This window comes from Candidatus Solirubrobacter pratensis, from assembly GCF_000425945.1.
Classification (GTDB): Bacteria; Actinomycetota; Thermoleophilia; order Solirubrobacterales; family Solirubrobacteraceae; genus Solirubrobacter; species Solirubrobacter pratensis.
On record NZ_AUEK01000008.1, the window covers coordinates 57,006 to 78,860 of the forward strand.

Sequence of the window (21,855 nt, forward strand, 5' to 3'; positions counted from 1 at the left end):
GCATGGGCCTGATCGACGTCCTCCCGAGCCAGCCCGAAGCCGACTCGGTCTACGAGGCGTTCATGGAGTGGGTCGAGCAGCAAGGGCTGAGCCTCTATCCGCACCAGGAGGAGGCCGCGATCGAGCTGTTCAGCGGCAACAACGTGATCCTCGCGACGCCGACCGGCTCCGGGAAGTCGTTGGTCGCCGTCGCGGCGCACTTCGCGGCGCTCGCCGAAGGCCAGGTGACCTACTACACCGCCCCGATCAAGGCGCTCGTCTCGGAGAAGTTCTTCGCGCTGTGCGAGATCTTCGGCGCCGAGAACGTCGGGATGCTCACCGGCGACGCGTCGGTCAACAGCGGCGCGCCGATCATCTGCTGCACGGCCGAGATCCTGGCCAACATCGCGCTGCGCGAGGGCCCGCACGCGGACGTCGGCCAAGTGGTGATGGACGAGTTCCACTTCTACGCCGAGCCGCAGCGCGGCTGGGCGTGGCAGGTGCCGCTGCTGAGCCTGCCGCAGGCGCAGTTCCTGCTGATGTCGGCGACGCTCGGCGACGTCACCGCGCTGCGCGCCGACCTCACGCGCCGCACCGGCCGCGACACGTCGCTCGTGGACGACGCCGAGCGCCCTGTGCCGCTGATCTTCTCGTGGTCGCTGGATCCGCTGCACGAGCTGCTGGAGGAGCTCGTGAAGACCGACCAGGCGCCGATCTACGTCGTGCACTTCACGCAGGCGTCGGCGCTCGAGCGCGCGCAGTCGCTGCTGTCGGCGAAGCTCTGCACCCGCGAGGAGCGCGACGCGATCGCCGAGGCGATCGGCGCGTTCCGCTTCACCGCCGGGTTCGGCAAGACGCTCTCAAAGCTCGTCCGCAGCGGCATCGGCGTGCACCACGCCGGCATGCTGCCGCGCTACCGGCGGCTGGTGGAGCAGCTCGCGCAGACGGGGCTGCTGAAGGTGATCTGCGGGACCGACACGCTCGGCGTCGGCATCAACGTCCCGATCCGCACCGTCGTCTTCACGGGCCTGGCGAAGTTCGACGGCACCAACCACCGGCTGCTGAAGGCGCGCGAGTTCCATCAGATCGCCGGCCGCGCGGGCCGCGCCGGGTTCGACACCACGGGCTATGTGGTGGTGCAGGCGCCCGATCACGCGGTCGAGAACGCGCGGCGCGCCGCCAAGGCGGGCGACGACCTCAAGAAGCAGAAGCGCGTCCAGAAGGTCAAGGCGCCCGAGGGCCAGGTGAGCTGGACCGAGGAGACCTTCGAGCGCCTGCGCAACGCGACGCCCGAGGCGCTCGTGTCGCGGATGCGCGTCAACCACGCGATGATCCTCAACGTCATCAACCAGCGCGCGGACCCGGCCGAGGCGATGCGCGCGCTGATGGAGGACAACCACGAGGACGAGCGCGGGCGCCGGCGGCTCGCCGAGCAGGCGCAGTCGCTCAGCGAGGAGCTGCTCGAGTCCGGCGTGCTGGAGCTGCTGCCCGAGCCCGACGAGCACGGCCGGACGCTCCAGCTCGCGCCGGCGCTGCAGCAGGACTTCGCGCTCAACCAGCCGCTGGCGTCGTTCGCGCTGGCCGCGTTCGACCTGCTCGATCCGGAGTCCGAGACCTACACGCTGGACGTCGTCTCGGTCGTCGAGTCGATCCTCGACGACCCGTTCCCGGTGCTGATGGCGCAGGCGTTCAAGGCGCGCGCGGAGGCCGTCGCCGCGATGAAGGCGGACGGGATCGAGTACGAGGAGCGGATGCAGCTGCTCGAGGAGGTCACCTACCCGCGGCCGCTGGCCGAGCCGCTCGAGCAGGCGCTGCGGCTCTATCGCGAGACGCATCCCTGGGTGCTGGAGAGCGACCTCTCGCCGAAGTCGGTCGTGCGCGACATGTACGAGACGGGCCGGAGCTTCACCGAGTTCGTCGCGTTCTACGGCATCGCGCGCGTCGAGGGGCTCGTGCTGCGCTACCTCAGCGACACCTACCGGGCGCTGCGCCAGACGGTGCCCGAGCGCGTGAAGACCGACGAGCTCGACGACCTGATCGAGTGGCTGGGCGAGACGGTCCGCCAGATCGATTCGAGCCTGCTCGACGAGTGGGAGGCGCTGACCGACCCGGAGTCGGTGGCGCGCGCCGCGGCAGCCGCGGCTGCGGGCGAGCCGCTCGCCCCGCCGCGCCCGATCACCGCCAACGAGCGCGCGTTCCGCGTGATGCTGCGCAACGCGATGTTCCAGAAGGTCCAGCTCGCCGCGCGCCACCGCTTCACCGAGCTGGCGCAGCTCGAGTCAGCGGCGGCGGCGTTGAGCGATCCCCCGGTCCGCGTGACGATGAACGCGGCCGCGTGGGAGGCCGCGCTGGACGCCTACTGGGACGAGTACGAGACGCTCGGCGACGGGCCGGCCGCGCGCTCGCCGGAGCTGCTCATGATCGATCGCGGCGAGCCGCGGATCTGGACGGTGCGCCAGATCGTCGACGACCCCGACGGCAACCGCGACTGGGCGATCGTCGCGGCCGTCGACCTCGACGCCTCGGATGGGGCGGGCGAGCCGGTGATCCGGACGCTGTCCTTCTCGGCCGCCGGTTAGCGGTCCAGCGCGGTCTCGAACGTCTGCGACCCGATCACGGTCCGTGTCGCAGACCGCGCTCAGGCCGCTACGCCGTCGCCGACGACATCGGGCCCGCGATCGCCGCGCTGCTCGGCGACGGCAACCGCTGGATCAGCGGCCAGCGGATCGAGGTCTCCGGCGGTCCGCACCACTGACGGCCGCGACGAGCGCGTCGAGGTGCTGGGAGACCGGGCCGAGCGTGATGAGGCCGCTGCCGGCGCCGGCCAGCTCCGCCGCCGCCGGCGCGAGCCTGCGGTGTGCGCGCTCCATCGTGGCGCGGTCGCCGACGGCGATCGCGGCCCGGCCGGCGAGGCACCACATGGCCTCCAAGAGCAGATCGCGCGGCGGGTCGCCGACGCGGCGCAGCGCGGCCGCGGCCTCGCCGTCGCGGTGCTGCGCCAGCAGCACGAGCGGGCGCGCCCACGGCTCGTACGGACCCCAGTCGATCTCCTCCTCGGCGGGGGCGGGCAGTCCGTGGAGCACGCGGACGCTCAGCCGTGCCAGCCCAGGCAGGCCTTGCTGTAGGCCGGGCATCCCGGCGCCGTCGAGGAGCGCCGCGGCGTCCCGGTAGGCGTCATCGAGCTCGCCCGGGGACGCGGCGCCGGTCGCCGCGAGCCTCAGCACGCGGTACCAGTGCGTGAACAGGCCGACCAGCGGCAGCTCGTGGCGCTCGGCCAGACGATCGGCGGCGCCGGCGTGGCGGTCGGCGCCGGCGAAGTCCGCCAGCGCGCTGCGCGCCTGGAGGCGGATCAGGTGCCCGAGCACCTCGGCGGTGACGAGGCCGTGCCGGGCGGACAGCGAGATCAGCTCGGCGCCGATCGCGTCCCGGCGCGGCGCCAGGCCGGCGCGGCCGAAGCTCTGCATGAACGCGCCATTGAGGGCGAACGCCAGCAGCGCCGGATCGTCGAGCCGGCGGGCGATCGCCTCCGCCTCGCCCGCCGCCTCGCGCGCCCGTGCCGACCCGGTGCCGCGGGACTCGAGCGCGATCGTGGCCAGCAGCCGCGCGCGATCCGCCTCGTGCGCGCCCGGCGCCGTCAGCGCGCGCTCCGCGGCGTCCACGATCCGCGCCGCCTGCCCGGGGTCGTCCGAGCGGGTCCAGATCGCCGGGACGTCGTAGGCCCCGATCACGCGTGCGGTCAGTTCGGCGTCGCCGAGCTCCTCGGCCGCCGCGATCGCCGCGACACGGTGCCCTCGCGCCGCCTCCAGCCCGCCGCCGCCCGTCACCGCCAGGCTGCGCAGCAGCCCGACCGTCGACTCCAGCCGCGCCCGCGCCCCGGACGCGACCGTGCGGTCGTACGCGGCCGCCGTCTCGGCCCACACCTGCGCCACGGCCGGGGGCGCGAGGCGGTCGGCGTGATGGAGGATGTCGGACTCCAGGCGCCGCAGTCGCGGGCCTGGGTCGACCCCGAGGCGCTCGATCAGCAGCGTGCGCGCCCGCCGCAGCACCGCGAGCGCATCGCCCTGGCGCCCGCTGCGGTAGAGCGCGACCGCGAGCAGGCCCCACGCGTCCTCGCGCCATGGGTGCTCGGCCACGTGCGCGTCCAGGTCCGGCACCGCCTCCGCCGCCATGCCCAGGGCCAGGCGGGCCTCGGCCCGCCGCTCGACGGCGTGCAGCCGCAGCTCCGCCAGCCGCGAGCGCTCCACCTGAGCCCAGTCCTCGCCGGTCAGGTCGGCGTACGCGGGCCCGCGCCACCACCCCAGCGCCTCCTCCAGCCGTGCGAGCGCATCCCGCGCCGGAAGAGCCGCCGCGGCATCCACCGCCTCCTCGAAGCGCCAGGCGTCGACCGACTCCGCCCGCAGCGCGTATCCCGGTCCCTCGGTGACCAGCAGCCGCGCGGGAGTCCGCGGCGGGCGTTCGGGCTCCAGCGCCGCGCGCAGCGCGCCGACGAACGTGCGCAGCGCGCCGAGCGCGCCGGGCGGCGGGTCGGTCCACAGGTCGTCCACCAGGCGCTCGGCGGGCACGACGCGGCCGCGCGCGAGGATCAGCCGGGCCAGGACCGCGCGATGCCGCGGCCCCTTCAGGGCGATCCGGCGGCCGTCGCCGTCCCAGGCCGCGACCGGCCCCAGCACTCCGAACACGACCCGCACCCTTCCGGGACACGGTACTGCGCTGACCGGTTGCTGATCGGCGCGCGGCAGGCTGCCGCGCATGCTCTCCATCACCGGCTTCGGCTACCGGCGCGTCCCCGTCGCCGGCGGCATCTGCCTGAACACGGCGATCGGCGGCTCGGGCAGCCCGATCGTCCTCCTCCACGGCTTCCCGCAGACGCATCTCATGTGGCGCCACGTCGCGCGCGACCTCGCCGCGAGCCACACCGTCATCTGCCCTGACCTTCGCGGCTACGGCGCCAGCGACAGGCCCGCCGAGACCGGCGCAGGCACCTACGCCAAGCGCACGATGGCCGCGGACGTCGTCGCGCTCGCCCGCGCGCTCGGCCACGAGCGCTTCGCGCTGGCCGGGCACGACCGCGGCGCGCTGGTCGCCTTCCGCGCCGGCCTCGACCATCCCGACGCGGTCACGCACCTCGCGTGCCTCGACGCCCTGCCCACGCTGGACATGTGGGAGGTGATGCACGGCACGCTCGCCGCGGTCGGCTTCCACCTCTACTTGATGGCCCAGCCGCCCGGTCTTCCCGAGCGCATGATCGGGGCGAGCGCGGACGCCTTCTTCGGCCACTTCCTGGACGCGTGGACCACCGACCCGCAGGCGATCCCCGCCGGCGTCCGCGCCGCCTACCTGGACGCCTGCCGCGACGCCGTCCCCTCGATCGTGGCCGACTACCGGGCCTCGGCGGGCATCGACGTCGAGCACGACCAGGCGGACCGGGATGCCGGGAACCGCCTGCGGATGCCGGTCTCGGTCCTTCAGCAGGACTGGGGCGCCGCGCTCGGCTACGACGCGGCCGCCCTCTGGGGGGCGTGGGCGGCGGACCTGCGCCACCGCACCGTCGGCTGCGGCCACTTCATGGCCGAAGAGGCGCCGGCCGAGATCGCCGGCGCCCTTCGGGACCTGCTCGCCCGCTGAGGCGCGACCACCTCGCCGCGGCCCGAACCACACGGGCCCGCGGCGAGGTCGGGGGGTGGTTAGACCTCCTGCGCCGGCTCGTCGTCCTCGGCGAGGACCCGATAGAGCTTGCGGCGGGTGTCGGCGAGGATCTCGCGGGCCTTGTCGGTGTGGCCCGAGGCGATGACCTGCATGACCGCGGTGCCGACCTGCATCATGAGCTGGCGCAGGTCCATGACGCCCTCGTCGAGGCCGCCCGTGAGGTCGGCGAACGGATCGCCGAGCTCCTCGCGGTTGGACTCCACGTAGGCGCGGCCCTCGTCGGTGAGCGTGTACGTGCGGCGGCTGTCCAGCTCCGTCGTCTGGACGAGCCCTTCGTCCTCGAGCTGCTGGAGCGCCGGGTAGACCGAGCCGGGGCTGGGCTTCCAGAACCCGTCGGTGCGGCGCTCGATCTCCTGGATCAGCTGATAGCCGTTGCGCGGCTCCTCGGTGAGCAGCAGGAGCATGGCGGCGCGGACGTCGCCGCGCCGGGCCCTGCCGCGGCCGCGGCCGCCCCACGGGCCGCCGCGCGAGCCGGGACCGAACGCGAACTCCTTGAAGAAGCGCGGATCGAACGGGCCGGGGCCGGAACGGCCTTGCATGAAGGAGATCCAGGCGTCGAGCCCGCTTGGCTGCTGGTGATGATGGTGATGGTGGCGACGACCCTCGCGAGGACCGCCCCAGCCGGCAGCGTGTGCTGCGTCCATGTCGTCTTCTCCTTGTTCTTCGATCTATAACGACCGTTCAAAGATATATCGTGATAGTCCGTCCTGTCAAGCGGTCGTCAAATCGTTCGCGGCCGTAGGATCGGGACGTGGCCGACACCCCTCCCACCTCGCGCATAGCGCGAACACGCCGCTTCGGCGGCCTGGTCGCCGGCCAGGGCCTGCGCTGGGCCGGCACCCAGGCGGCCAACGTGCTGCGCTCGGACGAGAAGGCCGACGCGGCCACGGGCGAGCGGGCCGGCGCGATCGCGCGCGAGCTCGTCAAGCAACTCGGCCAGATGCGCGGCGCCGCGATGAAGATCGGGCAGGTGCTCTCGACCGTGGACTTCACGGCGCTGCCGGAGGATGACCGCGAGGAGTTCAAGGCGACGCTCGCCGCCCTGCGCGACGACGTCCCGCCGCTGCCGTTCAAGCGCGTCGAGAAGCTGCTGCGCCAGGAGATCGGGGTGCCGCTCGAGGAGGCCTTCGCCGAGTTCGAGCACGAGGCGTTCGCGGCCGCGTCGATCGGCCAGGTCCACCGCGCCGTGACCGCCGACGGCCGCCGCGTCGCCGTCAAGGTCCAGTACCCGGGCATCGCCGAGGCCGTCGAGACCGACCTGCGCAACCTCCAGATGCTGCTGCCGCTGGTCAAGCGCCTCGCGCCGGGGCTCGACGCCAAGGCGCTCGCGAACGAGCTCAGCGAGCGCATCGGCGAGGAGCTCGACTATGAGATCGAGGCGCAGAACCACCGCGCCGTCGCGCGCGCGTGGGCGGGGCATCCGTTCGTGTTCGTCCCGCCGGTCGACACGCGGCTGTCGGCGCGCCGCGTGCTCGTCACGGAGCTGCTCGTGGGCCACCGCTTCGAGGCGGTCAAGGCGATGGACGAGGCGACGCGCGACCGCGTCGGCGAGATCGTCTTCCGCTTCTTCTTCGGCACGCTGACGCACCTGCGGCGCGCGTCGGGCGATCCGCATCCCGGCAACTACCTGCTGCTCGGCGACGGGCGCGTCGGGTTCATCGACTTCGGCCTGATGCGCGTCGTCGACGCCGACTACCTCGAGGGCGAGCGGGCGCTGGCGCGCGCGGTCGTCGCCGGCGACGCGGAGCAGGTCCACGCGCGCTTGGCCGCGCTCGGCTACCTGCCCGACCCGGACAGCTTCGAGCCGGAGCTGCTGCTCGGCCAGCTGCGGGCCGCCGGCGAGTGGTACTTCGCGCCCGGGTTCCGCCGCCTGTCGCCCGGCTACATCACGGGCGTCCTGGAGCGCGGCGGCTCTCCGCGCTCGGACTACTTCGAGCAGATGCGGCGCGAGACGATCCCGCCGCAGGCGCTGCTGATCCGCCGCATGGAGGGGCTCGTCTTCTCGACCCTCGGCGAGCTGCGCGCGGGCGCCGACTGGAACGCGCTCGCGGGCGAGCTCTGGAGCGGCACCGCGCCGACCACGCCGCTGGGCGAGCAGGACGCCGCGTTCTGGGGCGGCGCCTGACGCCGCTGCCGCCGCGTGCGGGCTGGCTCCCCGGCGCGCGTGCGGATATCCGCCTTTCCCGCGGGTCGCGGCGCCCGTAGCCTCGCCGGATGCTCGCCCCGCTCCTTGCCGTCCTCGCCCTCGCGGGCCCGCCGGCCGACCTCGACGCGCTGTTCGCCGACACGCTGCCGGCGGTCAAGGCCAGGACCTCGCTCCCGATCCTGCTCCCGGACTCGATGCCCTCGGACTACGACGCGCTCTACCCGAGCGGCACGGGCTCGCGGCGCTCGTACTCGATCGGCCTCGCGGCGGCGCCCGACTGCGGCGGCGCGAACGCCTGCTTCGTGGCGGACTTCAGCGCGCGCAAGGGCGGCACGCCGTTCGGGCGCGGCAAGGTGACGCTGACCGGCGGGCGGCACGGGCGCTTCCAGCCGCTCTCGTGCGGCGCGTCCTGCTCCCCGCCCTCGATCTCGTGGAAGCAGGGCGGCGTGACGTACTCGATCCAGGCCAATGTCGGGGCGAAGACGACCGAACGGCGGGCGCTGGTGAGGATGGCCAACGAAGCCATCAAGCGCGGCCCGCGGTAGCGGGAGGGGGCCGTCGCCCCGGGCCGGGCGCGCGGCGTGCGCGGCCGTCCTGCGATGGCGAGTCTCCGTGCGTCCGCTTCGCGGGGCCGGCCGCCTGCGCGGTTCGCCGTCTCCGCGCGGCCGCCCCGCCATGCGAGTCTCCGTCCTCCGCCTCGCGGGACCGGCCGCCTGCGCGGTTCGCCGTCTCCGCGCGGCCGCCCCGCCATGCGAGTCTCCGTCCTCCGCCTCGCGGGACCGGCGAAACTGCGCTGGTAAGGGAGCGGGTCAGCTTGCCTGCGCGGTTCGCGGGGCGGGTGATCGTTTTCGGACGCGCGGCTCGGGGGTGCCTAACGAAACTTCGAATAGTTCGAAGCTTCGTTGCGCACCCCTCGGAGGCGGCGCGCGACCATGAGCGTTCGTGAGCGAGCGGACCGCACCGATGGTCGTTTGTGTTCGTCGGGCCGGCGCGCGTGCAGACCCGCATCCCTCACCCGCGCAGTTCGCCGGTTCTGCAACCCGCGCAGTTCGGCGGTCCTGCAACCCGCGCAGTTCGCCGGTCCTGCAACGCCCGCCCCGGCGCCCGCGCGGCGAGGCGGGCCGGCCGCCTACGGCGCGGCCAGCGCGGCCCGGACGGCGGCGATGAACTCCGCGTCGGAGAGCTCGCCGTCGACGTTCAGGTCCGCCAGCCGCCGCACCTCGCGCGCGAGTGCCGGCGCGCCGGCGCGCAGGTGCTCCGGTAGCCCGTCGCCGACGGCGCGGGCGCGGTCCAGGCGCGCGCGGTCGGACCGCCGCCAGGGCGCCACCTGATCGGACGGCGCCGTCGTCCATTCCGGCCGGTCGGGAATGTGCTCAGCCATGCGCGTGCGCAGCCATTGTCTGCACAACGCCGGACGCCGCGGGGAGTCGCGTTGCGCGATGGTCCGTGCGCGGACGCTAGGCGAGGGCGGGTGCTGCCGCTTCGCGCTCGGCCGCCGTGAGGACCGCGTCGAGCAGGCCCGGGAACCGGGCGTCGGCGTCCTCGCGGCGGAGTGAGACGTAGCGGTGCGTACCCTCGCTGCGCGTGTGGGTGAGACCCGCCTCGCGCAGGACCTTGAAGTGATGGGAACGCGTCGCCTTGGAGATCCCGAGGTCGAACGCTCCGCACGTCCGCTCCTGCTCGGACGCCAGCGTGCGCACGATCTGCACGCGCGCCGGGTCGCTCAGCGCCGCCATCACGGCGGCCAGGGTCATCTCATCGGCGAGAGGCTCTTCAGGATGCATGATTCGATGACAATCGTACCAAGCTTCCCGAGCGGTCAGGCGACCGTGCGCCCGTCCAGGCCCGCGTGGGCCGCGACGCGCGCCGCGAAGTCCGCGAAGTCCCGGCCGTAGAGCGCCTGCGGGCCGTCGCAGAGCGCCACATCGGGGTCCTGGTGGACCTCGACGATGATGCCGTCGGCGCCCACGGCCGCCGCCGCCCGCCCCAGCGGCTCGACCAGGCGCCGATCGCCCGAGGCATGAGAGGGATCGACGATCACCGGCAGGTGCGTGTGCAGCTTCAGCCACGGCACCGCGGAGAGGTCCAGCGTGAAGCGCGTCGCGGTCTCGAACGTGCGGATGCCGCGCTCGCACAGCATCACGCGCTCGTTGCCCTCCTTGAGCACGTAGTCCGCCGCCATCAGCAGCTCGTCGAGCGAGGACGAGAGCCCGCGCTTGAGCAGCACCGGCTTGCCGAGCTTGCCGGCGACCTCGAGCAGCGCGTAGTTCTGCATGTTGCGCGCGCCGATCTGCACCACGTCCGCGTAGCGCGCGATCGCATCGGCGTGCTGGGTGTCGAGGAACTCGGTGACGATCGGCAGCCCGGTCTCCTCGCGCGCCTCGGCGAGGATCTCCAGCGCCGGCACGCCCAAGCCCTTGAAGGCGAACGGCGAGGTGCGTGGCTTGAACGCGCCGCCGCGCAGCATCGAGGCGCCGCCGGCCTTGACCACGCGGGCCACGTCGAGCGTCTGCTCGCGCGACTCGACCGTGCACGGCCCGGCGATCAGGCAGAACGTCGAGCCGCCGCCGACCCGGCGCCCGTTGACCTCGAACGTGCTCGGCTCATGGTGGTTGAGCTCGAGCGAGGCGAGCTTGTACGGGCGCGAGATCGGCACGACGCGATCGACCCCCGCCATCCCCTCCAGGCCGAGCGTGCGCACCCCCTCGGGGTCCCCGATCGCGCCGATCGCGGTCGTCAGCTCACCCGGCATCACGAGCACGTGCACGCCGGTGGTCTCCAGCCGCTTGCGGACGGCGGCGATCTCCGCCTCGCCGGCGTCGGGTGTCATCACGATCATCATTGCGGCGGGAACGCTACAAGCCGAGCTCGCGGACCCCGAGCTCGTCCGCCCCGAGGTGGTGTGCCAGCTCGTGGCGCACCGTCCGCGTCACCTGGTCGCGCAGCAGGTCCGGGTTGTGCCCGAAGTCGCGCAGCAGCGTGTCGCGGAAGATGATGATGCGGTCGTGATAGTCGTCGCGCGCGACGGTGTCGCCCTGGTAGAGGCCGTAAGCGTGCGCGCCGCGCCCCTTGTCGGAGATCACGACCGGGACGCGATCGAGCGCCTTGATCAGGATGTCCGGCAGATCGTCCAGCGCCTCGCGCACGAGCGTCTCGAAGTCCTCGCGGTCGTACGGGTCCAGCTCGAGGAACTCCTCCTCGCCGGGCTCGACAGCGAGGTTCTCGCGCGCGAGCTCCTCGGCCCGCACGACCAGGCGCTCGAAGTCGGCCTCGTCCTCGGGCTCCTGGTAGTCCGAGAGCTTCGCGACCGCGATCCCGAACAGCAGTCCGGCGATCGCGACCGCCATGACGATCAGCCCGGCGAGCTCCAGCTGCCGCATCGGCCACCGCGGCGCAAGGCCTTCGGTCAGCGCCGCGATCGACAGCGCCAGCGCCAGGCACAGCACCGTCGTGAAGGCGATGCGGCGCCCGGCGGACCAATTCGACAGCATGAGCCGAGCCTAACGAAGCGCGCGCGCGATCACGAGGCGCTGGATCTCGTTCGTGCCCTCGTAGATCTGCGTGATCTTCGCGTCGCGCATGTAGCGCTCGACCGGGTACTCGCTCACGTAGCCGTAGCCGCCCAGCACCTGGACCGCGTCGACCGTCACCGCCATCGCCGTGTCGGAGGCGAACAGCTTGGCCATCGCGGAGTACTTGCCGCGGTCGGGCTCGTGGCGGTCGATCTTCGCGCACGCGCGGTAGAGCAGCTCGCGCGCCGCAGCGGTTCGCGTCTCCATGTCGGCGAGCTTGAACTGGATGCCCTGGAACTCGGAGATCGCCTGGCCGAACTGCTTGCGCTCGTTCGCGTACGCGACGGCGTGGTCGATCGCGCCCTGGGCGATGCCGACGGCCTGCGCGGCGACGCCGAGGCGCGAGTGGTCGAGCGTCCCGAGCGCGACGTTCATGCCCTTGCCCTCCTCGCCGATCAGGTTGGCGGCGGGGATGCGCACGTCCTCGAAGATCGGCTGGCCGGTCGGCGAGCCCTTGATGCCGAGCTTGTGCTCGAGCTTGCCGACGCTGAAGCCCGGGCGGTCGGCCTCGACGACGAACGCGCTGATGCCGCGCGAGCGGCCGGCGCTGCGATCGGTCTTGGCGAACACGATGTAGAAGTCCGCGATGCCGAGGTTGGAGATCCAGTTCTTGGTGCCGTTGACGATCCACTCGTCGCCGTCGCGCACGGCGGAGGTGATCATCCCGCCCGGATCGGAGCCCGCCTCCGGCTCGGACAGCGCGAACGCCGGCGACCACTCGCCGGAGGCACACCTGGGCAGGAAGCGCTGCTTGAGCTCCTCACTGCCGAACAGCTTGATCGGGAGCGTCCCGAGCTCCTGCAGCATCAGGATCAGCGCGCTGGACGCGCACGCGCGCGCGATCTCCTCGACCGCGACGTTGAGCATCAGGGTGCCGGTCCCCGTGCCGCCGTGCTCCTCACCGAAGGGCAGGCCCAGGAGGTCCTGCTCGGCGAACAGCTTGCGGATGTCCCACGGATACTCCGCCTTGGCGTCGATCTCCGCCGCGCGCGGGGCCACGCGCTCGCGCACGATCTGGCGGATGGTGTCCCGGAGATCGACCTGCTCGGGCGTCAGCGCGTAGGTGTCAACGGCGGTTGTCGGCATTCCGTTGAGCTTAGTTTGCTGCGCCCGCGCGCCGGGGATCCCGGATCCCGTGGAAACCGGAACCTCACTCTTCCTGATCGCCGTCGGCGCGATCCTCTACTTCGCGGTCAACGCCAGCATCTCGGGCATCTCGATCGCCACCGTCGGAGTCATCCTGATGGTGATCGGCGTGATCGGGCTCGTGATCTCGCTGTTCTTCCTCGCCAGCTGGCGAGGGCGACGGGGCACGACCGTCGTGGACGAGCGCCCCGTCGCGCGTCGCGACTACTACTAACCGCTACAGCCCTTCGGGGTGCCGGACGGTGTAGCCGTCCGACGGCCGCATCTCCGCGCTCCACTTGGGGCCGCTGCTGTTGCTGTCGTTCCAGCCGGTGTCGAAGCGCAGGCCCGCGACGACGAGGTACGAATGGCCGGAGTTGGCGTAGCTCGTGATCCAGGTGCCCTGGCCGGCATCGCCGAAGGACATGAACTCGGTCGAGTCCATCGGGCGGTCGATCAGGTTCGCGCCGTGCAGTGCATAGGACTCGGAGCCCGAGCAGTCGTAGCCCGAGTCCTCCCAGTTGCCGTGCCCGCCGCCGTAGCGGTAGGGCTTGCCGACGATCGCGTTCGCGGCGGCGATGACCTGCTGGACCTCGGGCGGCGCGGAGGCGGGGGCGACCGCCAGGCCGTCGCCGCCGAGCGTCGCCTTCTCGCCCGCGGCCGCCTTCGGCTGGACGCCGCCGGTGCCCTGCAGGGCGCCGCCGCCGGAGCTGACCTGGCCGCGAAGGATCGCGGCCTCCTGACGGGTGACCCGCCCGTCGACCTTCAGCGAGGACTTGCGCTCCCAGCTGCGCACCCGGCGCGTCGTGGTCGGACCGAACTGGCCGTCGACCGTCGTCTTGACGCCGACCTTGGTCAGGAAGTCCTGCAGGACGCGGACGTCGGTCCCGTGCATCCCCTGCCTCAGATTGCGGTCTCCGAGGCTTATACGTGCAGCATTGGCCGAAGCCACGGGTAACGTGACTCCGCATACGAGCAAGCCCGCAACGAGCGTGCGACGGCGTGACAAGACGATCTCCTCTTTCTGACCGCCTACGGAGTTAGCTGTCGGGCTCGCGCGGAAAGCGTCGCGCTACACCGCATACTGCGGCGATTCGCCCCCGAGGCAGTGACCTCCTGCCTCAACCTTGGTTCCCCCGTTCCCTTCACGACCCCCCGGCCGGGAAGGGATTCGGCGTTATGTCCCGTTTCGAGGCGCGCACTCTAGCGAACGCCTCAGCGGATAGCGTCCCGCTTTCAGGTGATCCTCGACTCACGGGCCTTGAATTCGCTGGATCCGCCGTTCGCGGTGGTCGATCTGGATGCGTTCGACGCGAATCTGGCGGATCTGATGCGGCGGGCGAATGGCGTGCCTCTGCGGCTCGCTTCGAAGTCCCTGCGCGTACGCGAATTGGCTGATCAGGCGCTATGCGGCGGTTTTCGCGGGATGTTGTGCTTCACCCTGCCCGAGGCGCTGTGGCTCGCGCGCTCCGGCGCCTCGGACCTGGTCGTCGGCTACCCCACGGTCGATCGAGCGGCACTGCGCCAGCTTTCTGAGGAAGGCCTGCAGGAACGCATAACGGTGATGGTCGACTGCGCTGAGCAGCTCGATCTGATCGAGCCGCCGGCGCGCGTGTGCCTGGACGTCGACGCGGGGTTCCGGGCGCTCGGCGGGCGCCTGCGAATCGGCGCGAAGCGCTCGCCGGTGCGCACGCCGCAGCAGGCGGCGGCCCTCGCGCGAGAGATCGTCGCGCGCGGGTTCGTGCTCGACGGGCTGATGGCCTACGAGGGGCAGATCGCCGGCGTCGGCGACCGGCCGCCCGGCAAGCCGCTGCTGGCGCTCGCGGTGCGCGGGATGCAGGCGCTGTCCGCGCGGGAGCTCGCCACGCGGCGGGCGGCGATCGTCGAGGCGGTGCGCGAGGTAGCGCCGCTGCGGTTCGTCAACGGCGGCGGGACGGGCTCGATCGAGCGCACCGCGGCCGAGCCGGCGGTGACCGAGGTCGCGGCGGGCTCGGGCCTCTTCGGCCCGACGCTGTTCGACGCCTACCGCGCGTTCTCCCCGCGGCCCGCGGCACTGTTCGCGCTCCCCGTCGTGCGCGTGCCGTCGGCGGGCGTCGCCACCGTGCTCGGCGGCGGCTACCCCGCGTCGGGGCCCGCGGGGCGCGACCGGCTGCCGCGGCCGGTCGCCCCGCCCGGCCTGAAGCTCGACCGGTCCGAGGGCGCGGGCGAGGTCCAGACGCCGCTGCACGGCGCCGGCGCCCTGCGCGTCGGCGACCGCGTCTGGTTCCGGCACGCCAAGGCCGGTGAGCTGTCGGAGCGTTTCCCCGAGGTGCACCTGATCCGAAGGGGCGAGATCGTCGGCACCGTCCCGACGTACCGCGGCGAGGGCAAGACGTTCCTCTGAGCGCTCATTTCCCGCGCGGCTGGAAGTCTTCATCTGCATGTTGCTCGAGAACAAGCATGCGGTGGTCTATGGCGGCGGCGGGGCCATCGGCGGCGCGTTCGCGCGGGCGTTCGCACGCGAGGGGGCGCGGGTGCACCTCGCCGGGCGCACGCTGTCCAAGCTGGAAGCCGTCGCGTCGGAGATCGGCGCCGCCGGCGCCGCCGTGGTCGACGCGCTCGATCCGCGGTCGGTCGACGCGCACGCGGACGCGCTGGAGCGGATCGACATCTCCGTCAACGTGATCAACCACGGCGACGTGCAGGGCACGCCGATGGACGAGATGGACGTCGAGGACTACCTGCGCCCCGTCGACACCGCGGTCCGCACGAACTTCCTCACCATGCGCGCCGCCGCCCGGCACATCAAGCGCCACGGCGACGGCGGCACGATCCTGCTCTTCGGGGGCTCGGGGCTGCCGCTGCGCGGCTACAGCCTCGGCGGCCTCCAGGTCGCGTTCGAGGCGCTCGAGTCGATGCGCCGCCAGCTCTCGATGGAGCTCGGGGCGTACGGCGTGCGCGTCGTCACGCTGCGCACCGGCGGCGTGCCCGAGTGCATCCCGGCGAGCTTCGCGGGCGCCGAGCAGCTGACGAAGAGCCTCGAGGACATGACGATGCTGGGCCGCTGCGCCACGCTCGAGGACATCGGGAACGCCGCGGTCTTCGCGGCGTCCGACTGGGGGCGGACGATGACGGCGGCGACCATCAACGTCAGCTGCGGGGCGCTGATCGACGACTAGGAGTCGTGGATCGGATGGGCATCGGTCGCGTGGAGCCCCTACGTTGCCTACGGCACGGTGCGTGCGCCGCCGCGCGACGCGCTCACGCCGCGATGACGGCCACGCCGATGCGCCCGCCGTCGACGTCGATCACGGTGCCCTGCACGAACGCGGACTCGTCGCCGGCGAGATAGACGGCGGCGTAGGCGATCGCGTCGGGCGTGCCGTGCGTGCCCGCCGGGGTGCCGCGCATCATCGCGTCGCCGGGGAGCGCTTCCGGGCTCGGGGCGTGCACGACGCCGGGCGAGATCGCGTTGACGCGGACGCCGTCCGCGCCGTACTCGGCGGCCCAGGCGCGGGTCAGGGTCTCCATCGCGCCCTTGGTCGAGCTGTAGAGCGAGCCGACCGGGATGCCGAGCCGGGCGATCCAGGAGCCGAGGTTGACGATCGACCCGCCGCCGCGCTCGGCCATCCGAGGCGCGATCGCGGCGGTCAAGAAGAACGGCGCCTTGACGTTGACGGCATAGACCTCGTCGAAGGTCGCCTCGTCGGTCGTCGCCGTGGTCGAGCCGGGGTAGATCCCGGCGTTGTTGACGAGCACGTCGATGTGGCCGCCGAGCACCCGGCTCGCCGCGTCGGCGAGCTCGCGCGCCGCCTTGGCCGAGCCGTCCTGCGGGACCCCGACGAAGTCGGCCCGGCCGCCGGCGGCGCGGATCTCCTCCACGACCTCGGCGCCGCGCGCCGCGTCGCGGCCGCCGACGGCCACGTGCGCGCCCTCGGCGCCGAACGCGACCGCGATCGCGCGGCCGATGTTGCTGGTGGCGCCGGTGACGAGCGCCGTCTTGCCTTCGAGTCGCATGGAGTTCCTCGTGCGGTGGACTGTGCGGTCCAGAATGGATAGCACACGTTGGACCGGTCGGTCCAGAGCGCTAGGCTGGATCCATGTCCACGCTCACCCGAAAGGGCGCCGCCACGCGAGCCCGGATCGTCGAAGCGGCGGCCGACCTGATCCTCGCCCGCGGCGTCGGCGGCACGAGCCTGGACGACATCCGCGCCGGCACGGCGACGAGCAAGAGCCAGCTCTTCCACTACTTCCCCGGCGGCAAGGGCGAGCTGGTCGGCGCGATCGCGTCGTTTCAGAGCTCGCGCGTGCTCGCGGCCCAGGAGCCGTTCCTCTCCACGCTCGATAGCTGGGCGGCCTGGCAGGGCTGGCGCGACGCGGTCGTCGCCCACTACGGATCCCAGCCGCACTGGGGCTGCCCGATCGGCGCGCTCGTGAGCGAGCTCGTGGCCACCGACCGGGAGCTGGCGACCGACGTCGCCGTCCACATGGACGAGTGGCGCGGGCAGCTCGAGGCGGGCGTCCGGCGGATGCAGTCGGCGGGCCTGATCCGCGCGGATGCCGACGCGGAGCAGCTCGCGCTATCGACGTTCGCCTCCCTTCACGGCGGGCTGCTGCTGATGCACATGATGCAGTCCGTCGCCCCGCTCGAGGCGGCGCTCGACGGCGCCCTCGCCGCATTGCGCAGCCACGCCTGAGAGCATGCGCCGATGGGCGCAGAGCCGATCGTCATCCCGCCCGGCCAGGGCCACCACCACGGCAACGTCGAGTTCCTCGCGCGGACGGCCGACACGCCCCGGTTCACCTTCGGCATCATCGAGATCGTCCCGGGCCGGGTGCTCGAGCCGCACACGCACGCCGAGGAGGACGACGCGTTCTACATCCTCGAGGGCGAGCTGACGTTCGTCTTCGAAGGCTCGACGGCGACGGCGCCCCCGGGCACGTTCGTGCTCGCGCCTCCCGGCGCGCTCCACGGCTTCCGCAACGACGGCGAGATCCCCGTCCGGATGCTGAACATCCACGCCCCGGCGGGCTTCGACCGCCGCATCGGCCTGCCCGGGTGAGCAGGCTCAGGCGGCGCGCACGAGTCCCGCGGCGCGTGCCACCTAGACCTCGCCGTCGTAGTAGTCGCGGTTGTCGCTGCGGCGGACGAGGATGCGCTCGCCGCCGGGAGCCGCGAACGCGCCGATCTTGTCGCTGTCGGGATAGACGGTCACGGCGGGCCACTTGACGGTCGAGATCATCAGGACGCGGATCGTCTCGTCGCTCGAATTGGTGACCTTGTGCGCGCCCTCGGGCCCGGTCGTGAAGCAGACGAGATCGCCTTCGCGCAGCTCGCGCGTGCCTTCCGGGTCGCGGACGGTCGCGACGCCCGTGAGCACGAGCAGCCACTCCTCCTCGGCGTACTCGTAGTGGTACGGGCACACGCTCTGCCCCGGCGGCAGCTCGTAGACCGACCCGCCGAGCTGGCTCGCGCCGATCTTCGGGCCGAAGCGGTCCATGCCGGCGCTGTAGGGCTCGGGGTCGGAAGCGTCGTACTCGAACTGCGGCTCGTTGATGTTGAAGACGCGCATGGGCGTCATCCCAGCACGTGGCGCGTCCACGCGTTGGCGAAGCGCCCGTGCGGGTCGAGCTGCGCGCGCACGCGCTGGAAGGCGTCCCACCCCGCGTAGCGCGGCGCGAGCTCGTCCGCCGAGAGGAAGGAGCGCTTGCCCCAGTGCGGGCGCCCCTCGAACGCCGAGGACAGCAGCGCCTCGACCTCGCGGAACGGCGCCTCGTACGGCATGCCCTCGAACAGGTGGATCGCCAGGTAGGCGCTGTCCCGGCCTGACGCCGGCGAGAGCAGGACGTCGTCGCCGCGCACGAACCGCAGCTCGATCGGGAACGAGACCGGGTGGCGCTCGAGGATCGCCTTGACCGCGCGCACCGCCTCCGCGGCGCGCTCGCGCGGGACCGAGTACTCCATCTCCTCGAAGCGCACCAGCCGCGGCGAGGCGAAGACCGCGTGCGACCAGTCGACGCGCTCGCGCCGCGAGGCGGCCGAAGAGGCGAACCGGTTGAGCGCCGGGATCGCGCGCGGGAACGCCCGCGCCGCCCGGCTGACCGCGTAGAGGGCGTGGTTGTCCATCAGGACATCGCTCGCGTATGCCCGCACGCGCCCCGGCCGCGACGGCGGAGCGTCGGTGCGATCGTTGATCCGGGTCAGTGCGACGTCCGAGTGCGGGAACGTCCAGAACTCGAAGTGGTCGTGCGCGTCCGCGCGCTCGCCGAGCCCGTCCAGGATCTCCTCGAGCGGCTGCGGCGCGTCCACCCCGTGCAGGCGGAACGCGGGCACGCAGCGCAGCGTCACCGCGACGATCACGCCGAGCGCGCCCAGCGACACGCGCGCGGCGGCGAGCTCCTCGCCGCCGCCGATCGCCCGCTCGGAGCCGTCGGCGAGCACGAGCTCGACCGACTCCACCTGCGCGGACAGGATCGGCAGCCGCGCGCCGGTCCCATGCGTGCCGGTCGACAGCGCGCCGGCAAGCGACTGCACGTCGATATCGCCGAGGTTGGGCATCGCGAGCCCGCGCAGCAGCAGCTCGCGGGAGAGCGCGTGCAGGCGGATGCCCGCCTCCACGCGCACCAGCTCGCCCGAGACGTCCAGCACGCGGTCGAGCGCGTCGAGCGAGAGCAGCGTCCCCGCGGTCGCCGCGCCGCCGCTGAACGAGTGCCCGGCGCCCGCCACGCGCACCGGCGCCGGGCCCTCGACGACCGCTGCCGCGACCTCCTGCCGCGTCCGCGGCGCAAGCATCCGCGCGGGGTCGCAGCGCTGCGAGCCCGACCAGTTCACCCACGTCACCGCCTAGAGTTTGCCGGGATGGACACCTGGGACGCGATCACCGCCCGGCGCAACGTCCGCGAGTTCGAGGACCGCGCCATCCCCGACGAGGCGCTCGACCGGATCCTCGAGGCCGGCCGCCGCGCGCCGTCGTCGCGCAACGGCCAGCCGTGGGACTTCGTCGTCGTGACCGACCGCGAGCAGCTCGGGCGCCTCTCGAAGGTGTGGCGCTCGGGCGCGCACGTCGCCGGCTCGGCCGCGACCGTCGCGCTCATCCTGCCGCCGGGCGCGGGCAGCACCGCGTTCTTCGATCTCGGCCACGCCGCGATGGCGATGATGATCGCCGCCGCCGACCTCGGGATCGGCTCGGGGCACTCCGCGGTCGCCGACCAGGAGCTCGCGCGCGAGGTGCTCGGGCTGCCGGAGGACCGCGAGGCCGCGTACCTGATCGACTTCGGCTATCCCGCCGACCGGCCGGTGAAGCCGCTCAAGCGGATCAACCGCCGTCCGTTCGAGGACGTCGTCCACAAGGGCGGCTGGTGATGGACGTCGAGCCCGGCCAGATCCCGGACGGCGCCCAGCTCATCGACGTGCGGGAGGCCTACGAGTGGGACGCCGGCCGCATCCCCGGCTCGCGTCACGTCGAGCTCGCGGACGTCGCGCAGCAGGCCGAGACGATCGACCGCGACTCGCCCGTCGTGTTCGTCTGCCGCGTCGGCGGGCGCTCGACGATGGCGGCCAACGCGTTCCGCCGCGCGGGCTACGAGGCGTACTCGCTGGCCGGCGGCGTGCTCGCGTGGCAGGCGCGCGGCCTGCCCTTCGACGGCGAGGTCGCCGACCACTGATGCGCGAGCTGCGCTTCACGACGCGGCTCCAGCCGCGCGGCCCCGCCGCGGCCGTCGTGCTCGACGCCGAGCAGGTGGCGGCGCTCGGCGAGGGCAAGACCCGCAGCTGACGCGCGCCGGGGGAGCGGGCGGTAGCGTCCGGAGGATGGCCCGAGCACTGACGGTCGCGCTCGTCCTCACCTTCGCCTTCGCCGCACCGGCGAGCGCCGCGCCCGAGCTGAGCAAGCTCGGCGACTTCAACCAGCCGACCTACGCGACGTCCGCCCCTGACGACGGCGGCCGCGTCTACGTCACCGAGAAGCCGGGCGTCGTCCGCATCGCCGGCCAGGACGCCCCGTTCCTCGACCTCACGGCAGACACGCTGTCGACCGACACCGAGCGCGGGCTGCTCTCGATCGCCTTCGCGCCCGACTACGCGACGAGCGGCCGCTTCTACGTCTACCTGACCGCTCAGCCGGCCGGCGAGCTGCAGATCCGCGAGTACCGCCGCTCGGCGGGCAATCCGTACGTCGCGGACCCGTCGACCGGGCGCACCCTGGTGGCCATCCCCCACGCCGAGGCCCCCAACCACAACGGCGGGCAGCTCCAGTTCGGCCCCGACGGCAAGCTCTACGCGGGCACCGGCGACGGCGGCGGCGGGAACGACCAGTTCCACCACAGCCAGGACCCGGGCTCGCTGCTGGGCAAGCTGCTGACGATCGACACCGCTCAGGGCGGCGCGACCGTCGTCAGCCGCGGCCTGCGCAACCCGTGGCGGTTCAGCTTCGACCGCGCCACCGGGCAGCTCGTGATCGGCGACGTCGGCGAGGGCCAGATCGAGGAGATCGACGTGGGCCTGGCGGGCAACTACGGCTGGCCGTGCAAGGAGGGCACGCGCGACAACCCGAGCGCCTTCGGCTGCCCCGGCCCTCCGTCCGCGGCGCCGTTCCTCGAGCAGACGCACGCGAACGGCTTCTGCTCGGTCGTCGGCGGCTACGTGGTGCGCGATCCCGGCCTCCCCACGCTCAACGGCCGCTACCTCTACGGCGACTACTGCAACGCGCCGCTGCGCTCGGTCGACCTGTCCAACGCGGCCTCCGACGCTCCCGTCGGCCTCTCGGTCGGCGGGCTGAGCTCGTTCGGCCAGGACGCCTGCGGGCGGATCCTCGCCGTCTCGCTCAACGGGCCGGTCTACCGGATGACGGACGGCGCGCTCTCGGCGTGCCCGCGGAGCGCCGCCTCCCCGCCCGGCGGCGCGGCCGACACCGCCGCCTGCAAGCTCTCCGCGCGCGTGACCGGGCTCAACAGCGTCCGGCGCCGCCACCGCCTGACGGTGGCGCTGCGCGCGAACGAGGCCTGCAGCGCGACCGCGTCGGCGCGCGTCAGGGGCGTCGCGTCGTTCAAGAGCACGACGCGGCGGCTGAGCGCCTCGCGCCGGGCGACGCTCACCCTGCGCCTCACCGCCCGCGGGCAGCGCGCCGTCCGCCGTGCGCTGCGCCGCCACCGGACGCTGCGCGTCGAGCTTCGCGTGCGCACGACCGACGCGGCCGGCAACCGCGGGACGTTCAGCCGGGCCGCGATAATCCGCCGTTAACGGACGCGGGCCGCGTGGTGCGCACCACGCGGCCCGTCCTGCAGATCCTTCCGCCAACCTCCTCCGTGAGGTCCGAGACGCCCTCCGAAGCGTGCGATCCAGAGTGGCAT

At 73.0% G+C, this 21,855-nt stretch carries 23 protein-coding genes and 1 riboswitch; of the genes, 12 read left to right on the forward strand and 11 right to left on the reverse strand.

All coding sequences use genetic code 11. From position 1 onward, the window contains the following. Positions 1 to 2 precede the first annotated feature (2 nt). Positions 3 to 2,558 carry a DEAD/DEAH box helicase gene (locus H958_RS0110580; protein ID WP_028058655.1) on the forward strand — a complete coding sequence of 852 codons (2,556 nt, stop codon included), beginning with the start codon at positions 3 to 5 and terminating at the stop codon, positions 2,556 to 2,558. A 132-nt stretch (positions 2,559 to 2,690) separates the two neighbouring features. Here H958_RS0110580 and H958_RS0110585 read toward each other — a convergent pair whose 3' ends face one another. Beyond that, entirely contained in the window at positions 2,691 to 4,667 is a 1,977-nt protein-coding gene (locus tag H958_RS0110585) for an AfsR/SARP family transcriptional regulator (RefSeq protein ID WP_028058656.1), read from the reverse strand. Between the two features lie 61 nt (positions 4,668 to 4,728). Here H958_RS0110585 and H958_RS0110590 point away from each other — a divergent pair, with 61 nt between their 5' ends. After that, positions 4,729 to 5,604 carry an alpha/beta fold hydrolase gene (locus tag H958_RS0110590; RefSeq protein ID WP_037409882.1) on the forward strand — a complete coding sequence of 292 codons (876 nt, stop codon included), beginning with the start codon at positions 4,729 to 4,731 and terminating at the stop codon, positions 5,602 to 5,604. 59 nt (positions 5,605 to 5,663) lie between these two features. On the opposite strand, the gene H958_RS36345 is transcribed toward H958_RS0110590, so the two are convergent. Next, a complete protein-coding gene (locus H958_RS36345) occupies positions 5,664 to 6,329 on the reverse strand; it encodes a PadR family transcriptional regulator (protein WP_081685774.1) in 666 nt (221 codons plus the stop codon). A 107-nt stretch (positions 6,330 to 6,436) separates the two neighbouring features. Between H958_RS36345 and H958_RS0110605 the strand changes: the two genes are divergently transcribed. Then, positions 6,437 to 7,810, forward strand: coding sequence for an ABC1 kinase family protein (locus H958_RS0110605; RefSeq protein ID WP_028058658.1), 1,374 nt, complete (start codon positions 6,437 to 6,439; stop codon positions 7,808 to 7,810). A gap of 89 nt (positions 7,811 to 7,899) precedes the next feature. Further along, a complete protein-coding gene (locus tag H958_RS0110610; protein WP_028058659.1) occupies positions 7,900 to 8,376 on the forward strand; it encodes a hypothetical protein in 477 nt (158 codons plus the stop codon). 584 nt (positions 8,377 to 8,960) lie between these two features. Here H958_RS0110610 and H958_RS0110615 read toward each other — a convergent pair. The 5 genes from H958_RS0110615 to H958_RS0110635 all read right to left on the reverse strand — a co-directional run bounded on the left by H958_RS0110615 (position 8,961) and on the right by H958_RS0110635 (position 12,489). Continuing rightward, positions 8,961 to 9,212 carry a hypothetical protein gene (locus H958_RS0110615; protein WP_028058660.1) on the reverse strand — a complete coding sequence of 84 codons (252 nt, stop codon included), beginning with the start codon at positions 9,210 to 9,212 and terminating at the stop codon, positions 8,961 to 8,963. A gap of 76 nt (positions 9,213 to 9,288) precedes the next feature. Then, positions 9,289 to 9,585 (reverse strand): ArsR/SmtB family transcription factor, encoded by a 297-nt coding sequence (locus tag H958_RS0110620; RefSeq protein ID WP_231379220.1) that lies wholly within the window; start codon positions 9,583 to 9,585, stop codon positions 9,289 to 9,291. Positions 9,586 to 9,650: 65 nt separating this feature from the next. Further along, complete coding sequence (gene aroF / locus H958_RS0110625; protein WP_028058662.1) at positions 9,651 to 10,673, reverse strand: 3-deoxy-7-phosphoheptulonate synthase; 1,023 nt, start codon at positions 10,671 to 10,673, stop codon at positions 9,651 to 9,653. Positions 10,674 to 10,686: 13 nt separating this feature from the next. Beyond that, positions 10,687 to 11,322, reverse strand: coding sequence for a metallopeptidase family protein (locus H958_RS43130; protein ID WP_051324078.1), 636 nt, complete (start codon positions 11,320 to 11,322; stop codon positions 10,687 to 10,689). Positions 11,323 to 11,331: 9 nt separating this feature from the next. After that, the gene (locus H958_RS0110635; protein WP_051324079.1) at positions 11,332 to 12,489 is read right to left on the reverse strand and encodes an acyl-CoA dehydrogenase family protein; all 1,158 of its coding nucleotides are present in this window, start codon (positions 12,487 to 12,489) and stop codon (positions 11,332 to 11,334) included. 49 nt (positions 12,490 to 12,538) lie between these two features. On the opposite strand from H958_RS0110635, the gene H958_RS0110640 reads away from it, so the two are divergent. Continuing rightward, positions 12,539 to 12,763 carry a DUF6458 family protein gene (locus H958_RS0110640; RefSeq protein WP_037409883.1) on the forward strand — a complete coding sequence of 75 codons (225 nt, stop codon included), beginning with the start codon at positions 12,539 to 12,541 and terminating at the stop codon, positions 12,761 to 12,763. 3 nt (positions 12,764 to 12,766) lie between these two features. Here H958_RS0110640 and H958_RS43135 read toward each other — a convergent pair whose 3' ends face one another. After that, on the reverse strand, positions 12,767 to 13,423 hold the full coding sequence (locus H958_RS43135) for a peptidoglycan-binding domain-containing protein (protein ID WP_051324080.1): 657 nt from the start codon (positions 13,421 to 13,423) through the stop codon (positions 12,767 to 12,769). Between the two features lie 118 nt (positions 13,424 to 13,541). Continuing rightward, a riboswitch (cyclic di-AMP (ydaO/yuaA leader) is annotated at positions 13,542 to 13,715 on the reverse strand. A 101-nt stretch (positions 13,716 to 13,816) separates the two neighbouring features. On the opposite strand from H958_RS43135, the gene H958_RS0110650 reads away from it, so the two are divergent. Next, the gene (locus H958_RS0110650; protein WP_407641141.1) at positions 13,817 to 14,911 is read left to right on the forward strand and encodes an amino acid deaminase/aldolase; all 1,095 of its coding nucleotides are present in this window, start codon (positions 13,817 to 13,819) and stop codon (positions 14,909 to 14,911) included. 37 nt (positions 14,912 to 14,948) lie between these two features. Further along, complete coding sequence (locus H958_RS0110655; RefSeq protein WP_028058667.1) at positions 14,949 to 15,686, forward strand: SDR family NAD(P)-dependent oxidoreductase; 738 nt, start codon at positions 14,949 to 14,951, stop codon at positions 15,684 to 15,686. 82 nt (positions 15,687 to 15,768) lie between these two features. Here the strand turns inward: H958_RS0110655 and H958_RS0110660 are convergent, their stop codons facing one another. Further along, entirely contained in the window at positions 15,769 to 16,524 is a 756-nt protein-coding gene (locus tag H958_RS0110660) for an SDR family NAD(P)-dependent oxidoreductase (RefSeq protein ID WP_028058668.1), read from the reverse strand. An 83-nt stretch (positions 16,525 to 16,607) separates the two neighbouring features. On the opposite strand from H958_RS0110660, the gene H958_RS0110665 reads away from it, so the two are divergent. After that, positions 16,608 to 17,204: a TetR/AcrR family transcriptional regulator gene (locus tag H958_RS0110665; RefSeq protein ID WP_028058669.1), complete on the forward strand. Its 597-nt coding sequence runs from the start codon at positions 16,608 to 16,610 to the stop codon at positions 17,202 to 17,204. Positions 17,205 to 17,216: 12 nt separating this feature from the next. Beyond that, a complete protein-coding gene (locus tag H958_RS36355; protein WP_051324081.1) occupies positions 17,217 to 17,570 on the forward strand; it encodes a cupin domain-containing protein in 354 nt (117 codons plus the stop codon). Positions 17,571 to 17,612: 42 nt separating this feature from the next. Here the strand turns inward: H958_RS36355 and H958_RS36360 are convergent, their stop codons facing one another. Both H958_RS36360 and H958_RS0110680 read right to left on the reverse strand, forming a co-directional pair. After that, entirely contained in the window at positions 17,613 to 18,080 is a 468-nt protein-coding gene (locus H958_RS36360) for a cupin domain-containing protein (protein WP_196807307.1), read from the reverse strand. A 5-nt stretch (positions 18,081 to 18,085) separates the two neighbouring features. Then, complete coding sequence (locus tag H958_RS0110680; RefSeq protein ID WP_028058670.1) at positions 18,086 to 19,348, reverse strand: D-arabinono-1,4-lactone oxidase; 1,263 nt, start codon at positions 19,346 to 19,348, stop codon at positions 18,086 to 18,088. A gap of 18 nt (positions 19,349 to 19,366) precedes the next feature. Between H958_RS0110680 and H958_RS0110685 the strand changes: the two genes are divergently transcribed. From H958_RS0110685 to H958_RS36365, 3 genes are all read left to right on the forward strand, one after another. Next, positions 19,367 to 19,870, forward strand: a complete 504-nt coding sequence (locus tag H958_RS0110685; protein ID WP_028058671.1) for a nitroreductase family protein — start codon at positions 19,367 to 19,369, stop codon at positions 19,868 to 19,870. Further along, on the forward strand, positions 19,870 to 20,172 hold the full coding sequence (locus H958_RS0110690; RefSeq protein WP_037409884.1) for a rhodanese-like domain-containing protein: 303 nt from the start codon (positions 19,870 to 19,872) through the stop codon (positions 20,170 to 20,172). The genes H958_RS0110685 and H958_RS0110690 overlap by 1 nt, the downstream gene beginning before the upstream one ends. A gap of 145 nt (positions 20,173 to 20,317) precedes the next feature. Next, positions 20,318 to 21,745 (forward strand): PQQ-dependent sugar dehydrogenase, encoded by a 1,428-nt coding sequence (locus H958_RS36365; RefSeq protein WP_051324083.1) that lies wholly within the window; start codon positions 20,318 to 20,320, stop codon positions 21,743 to 21,745. Positions 21,746 to 21,855: the final 110 nt, after the last annotated feature.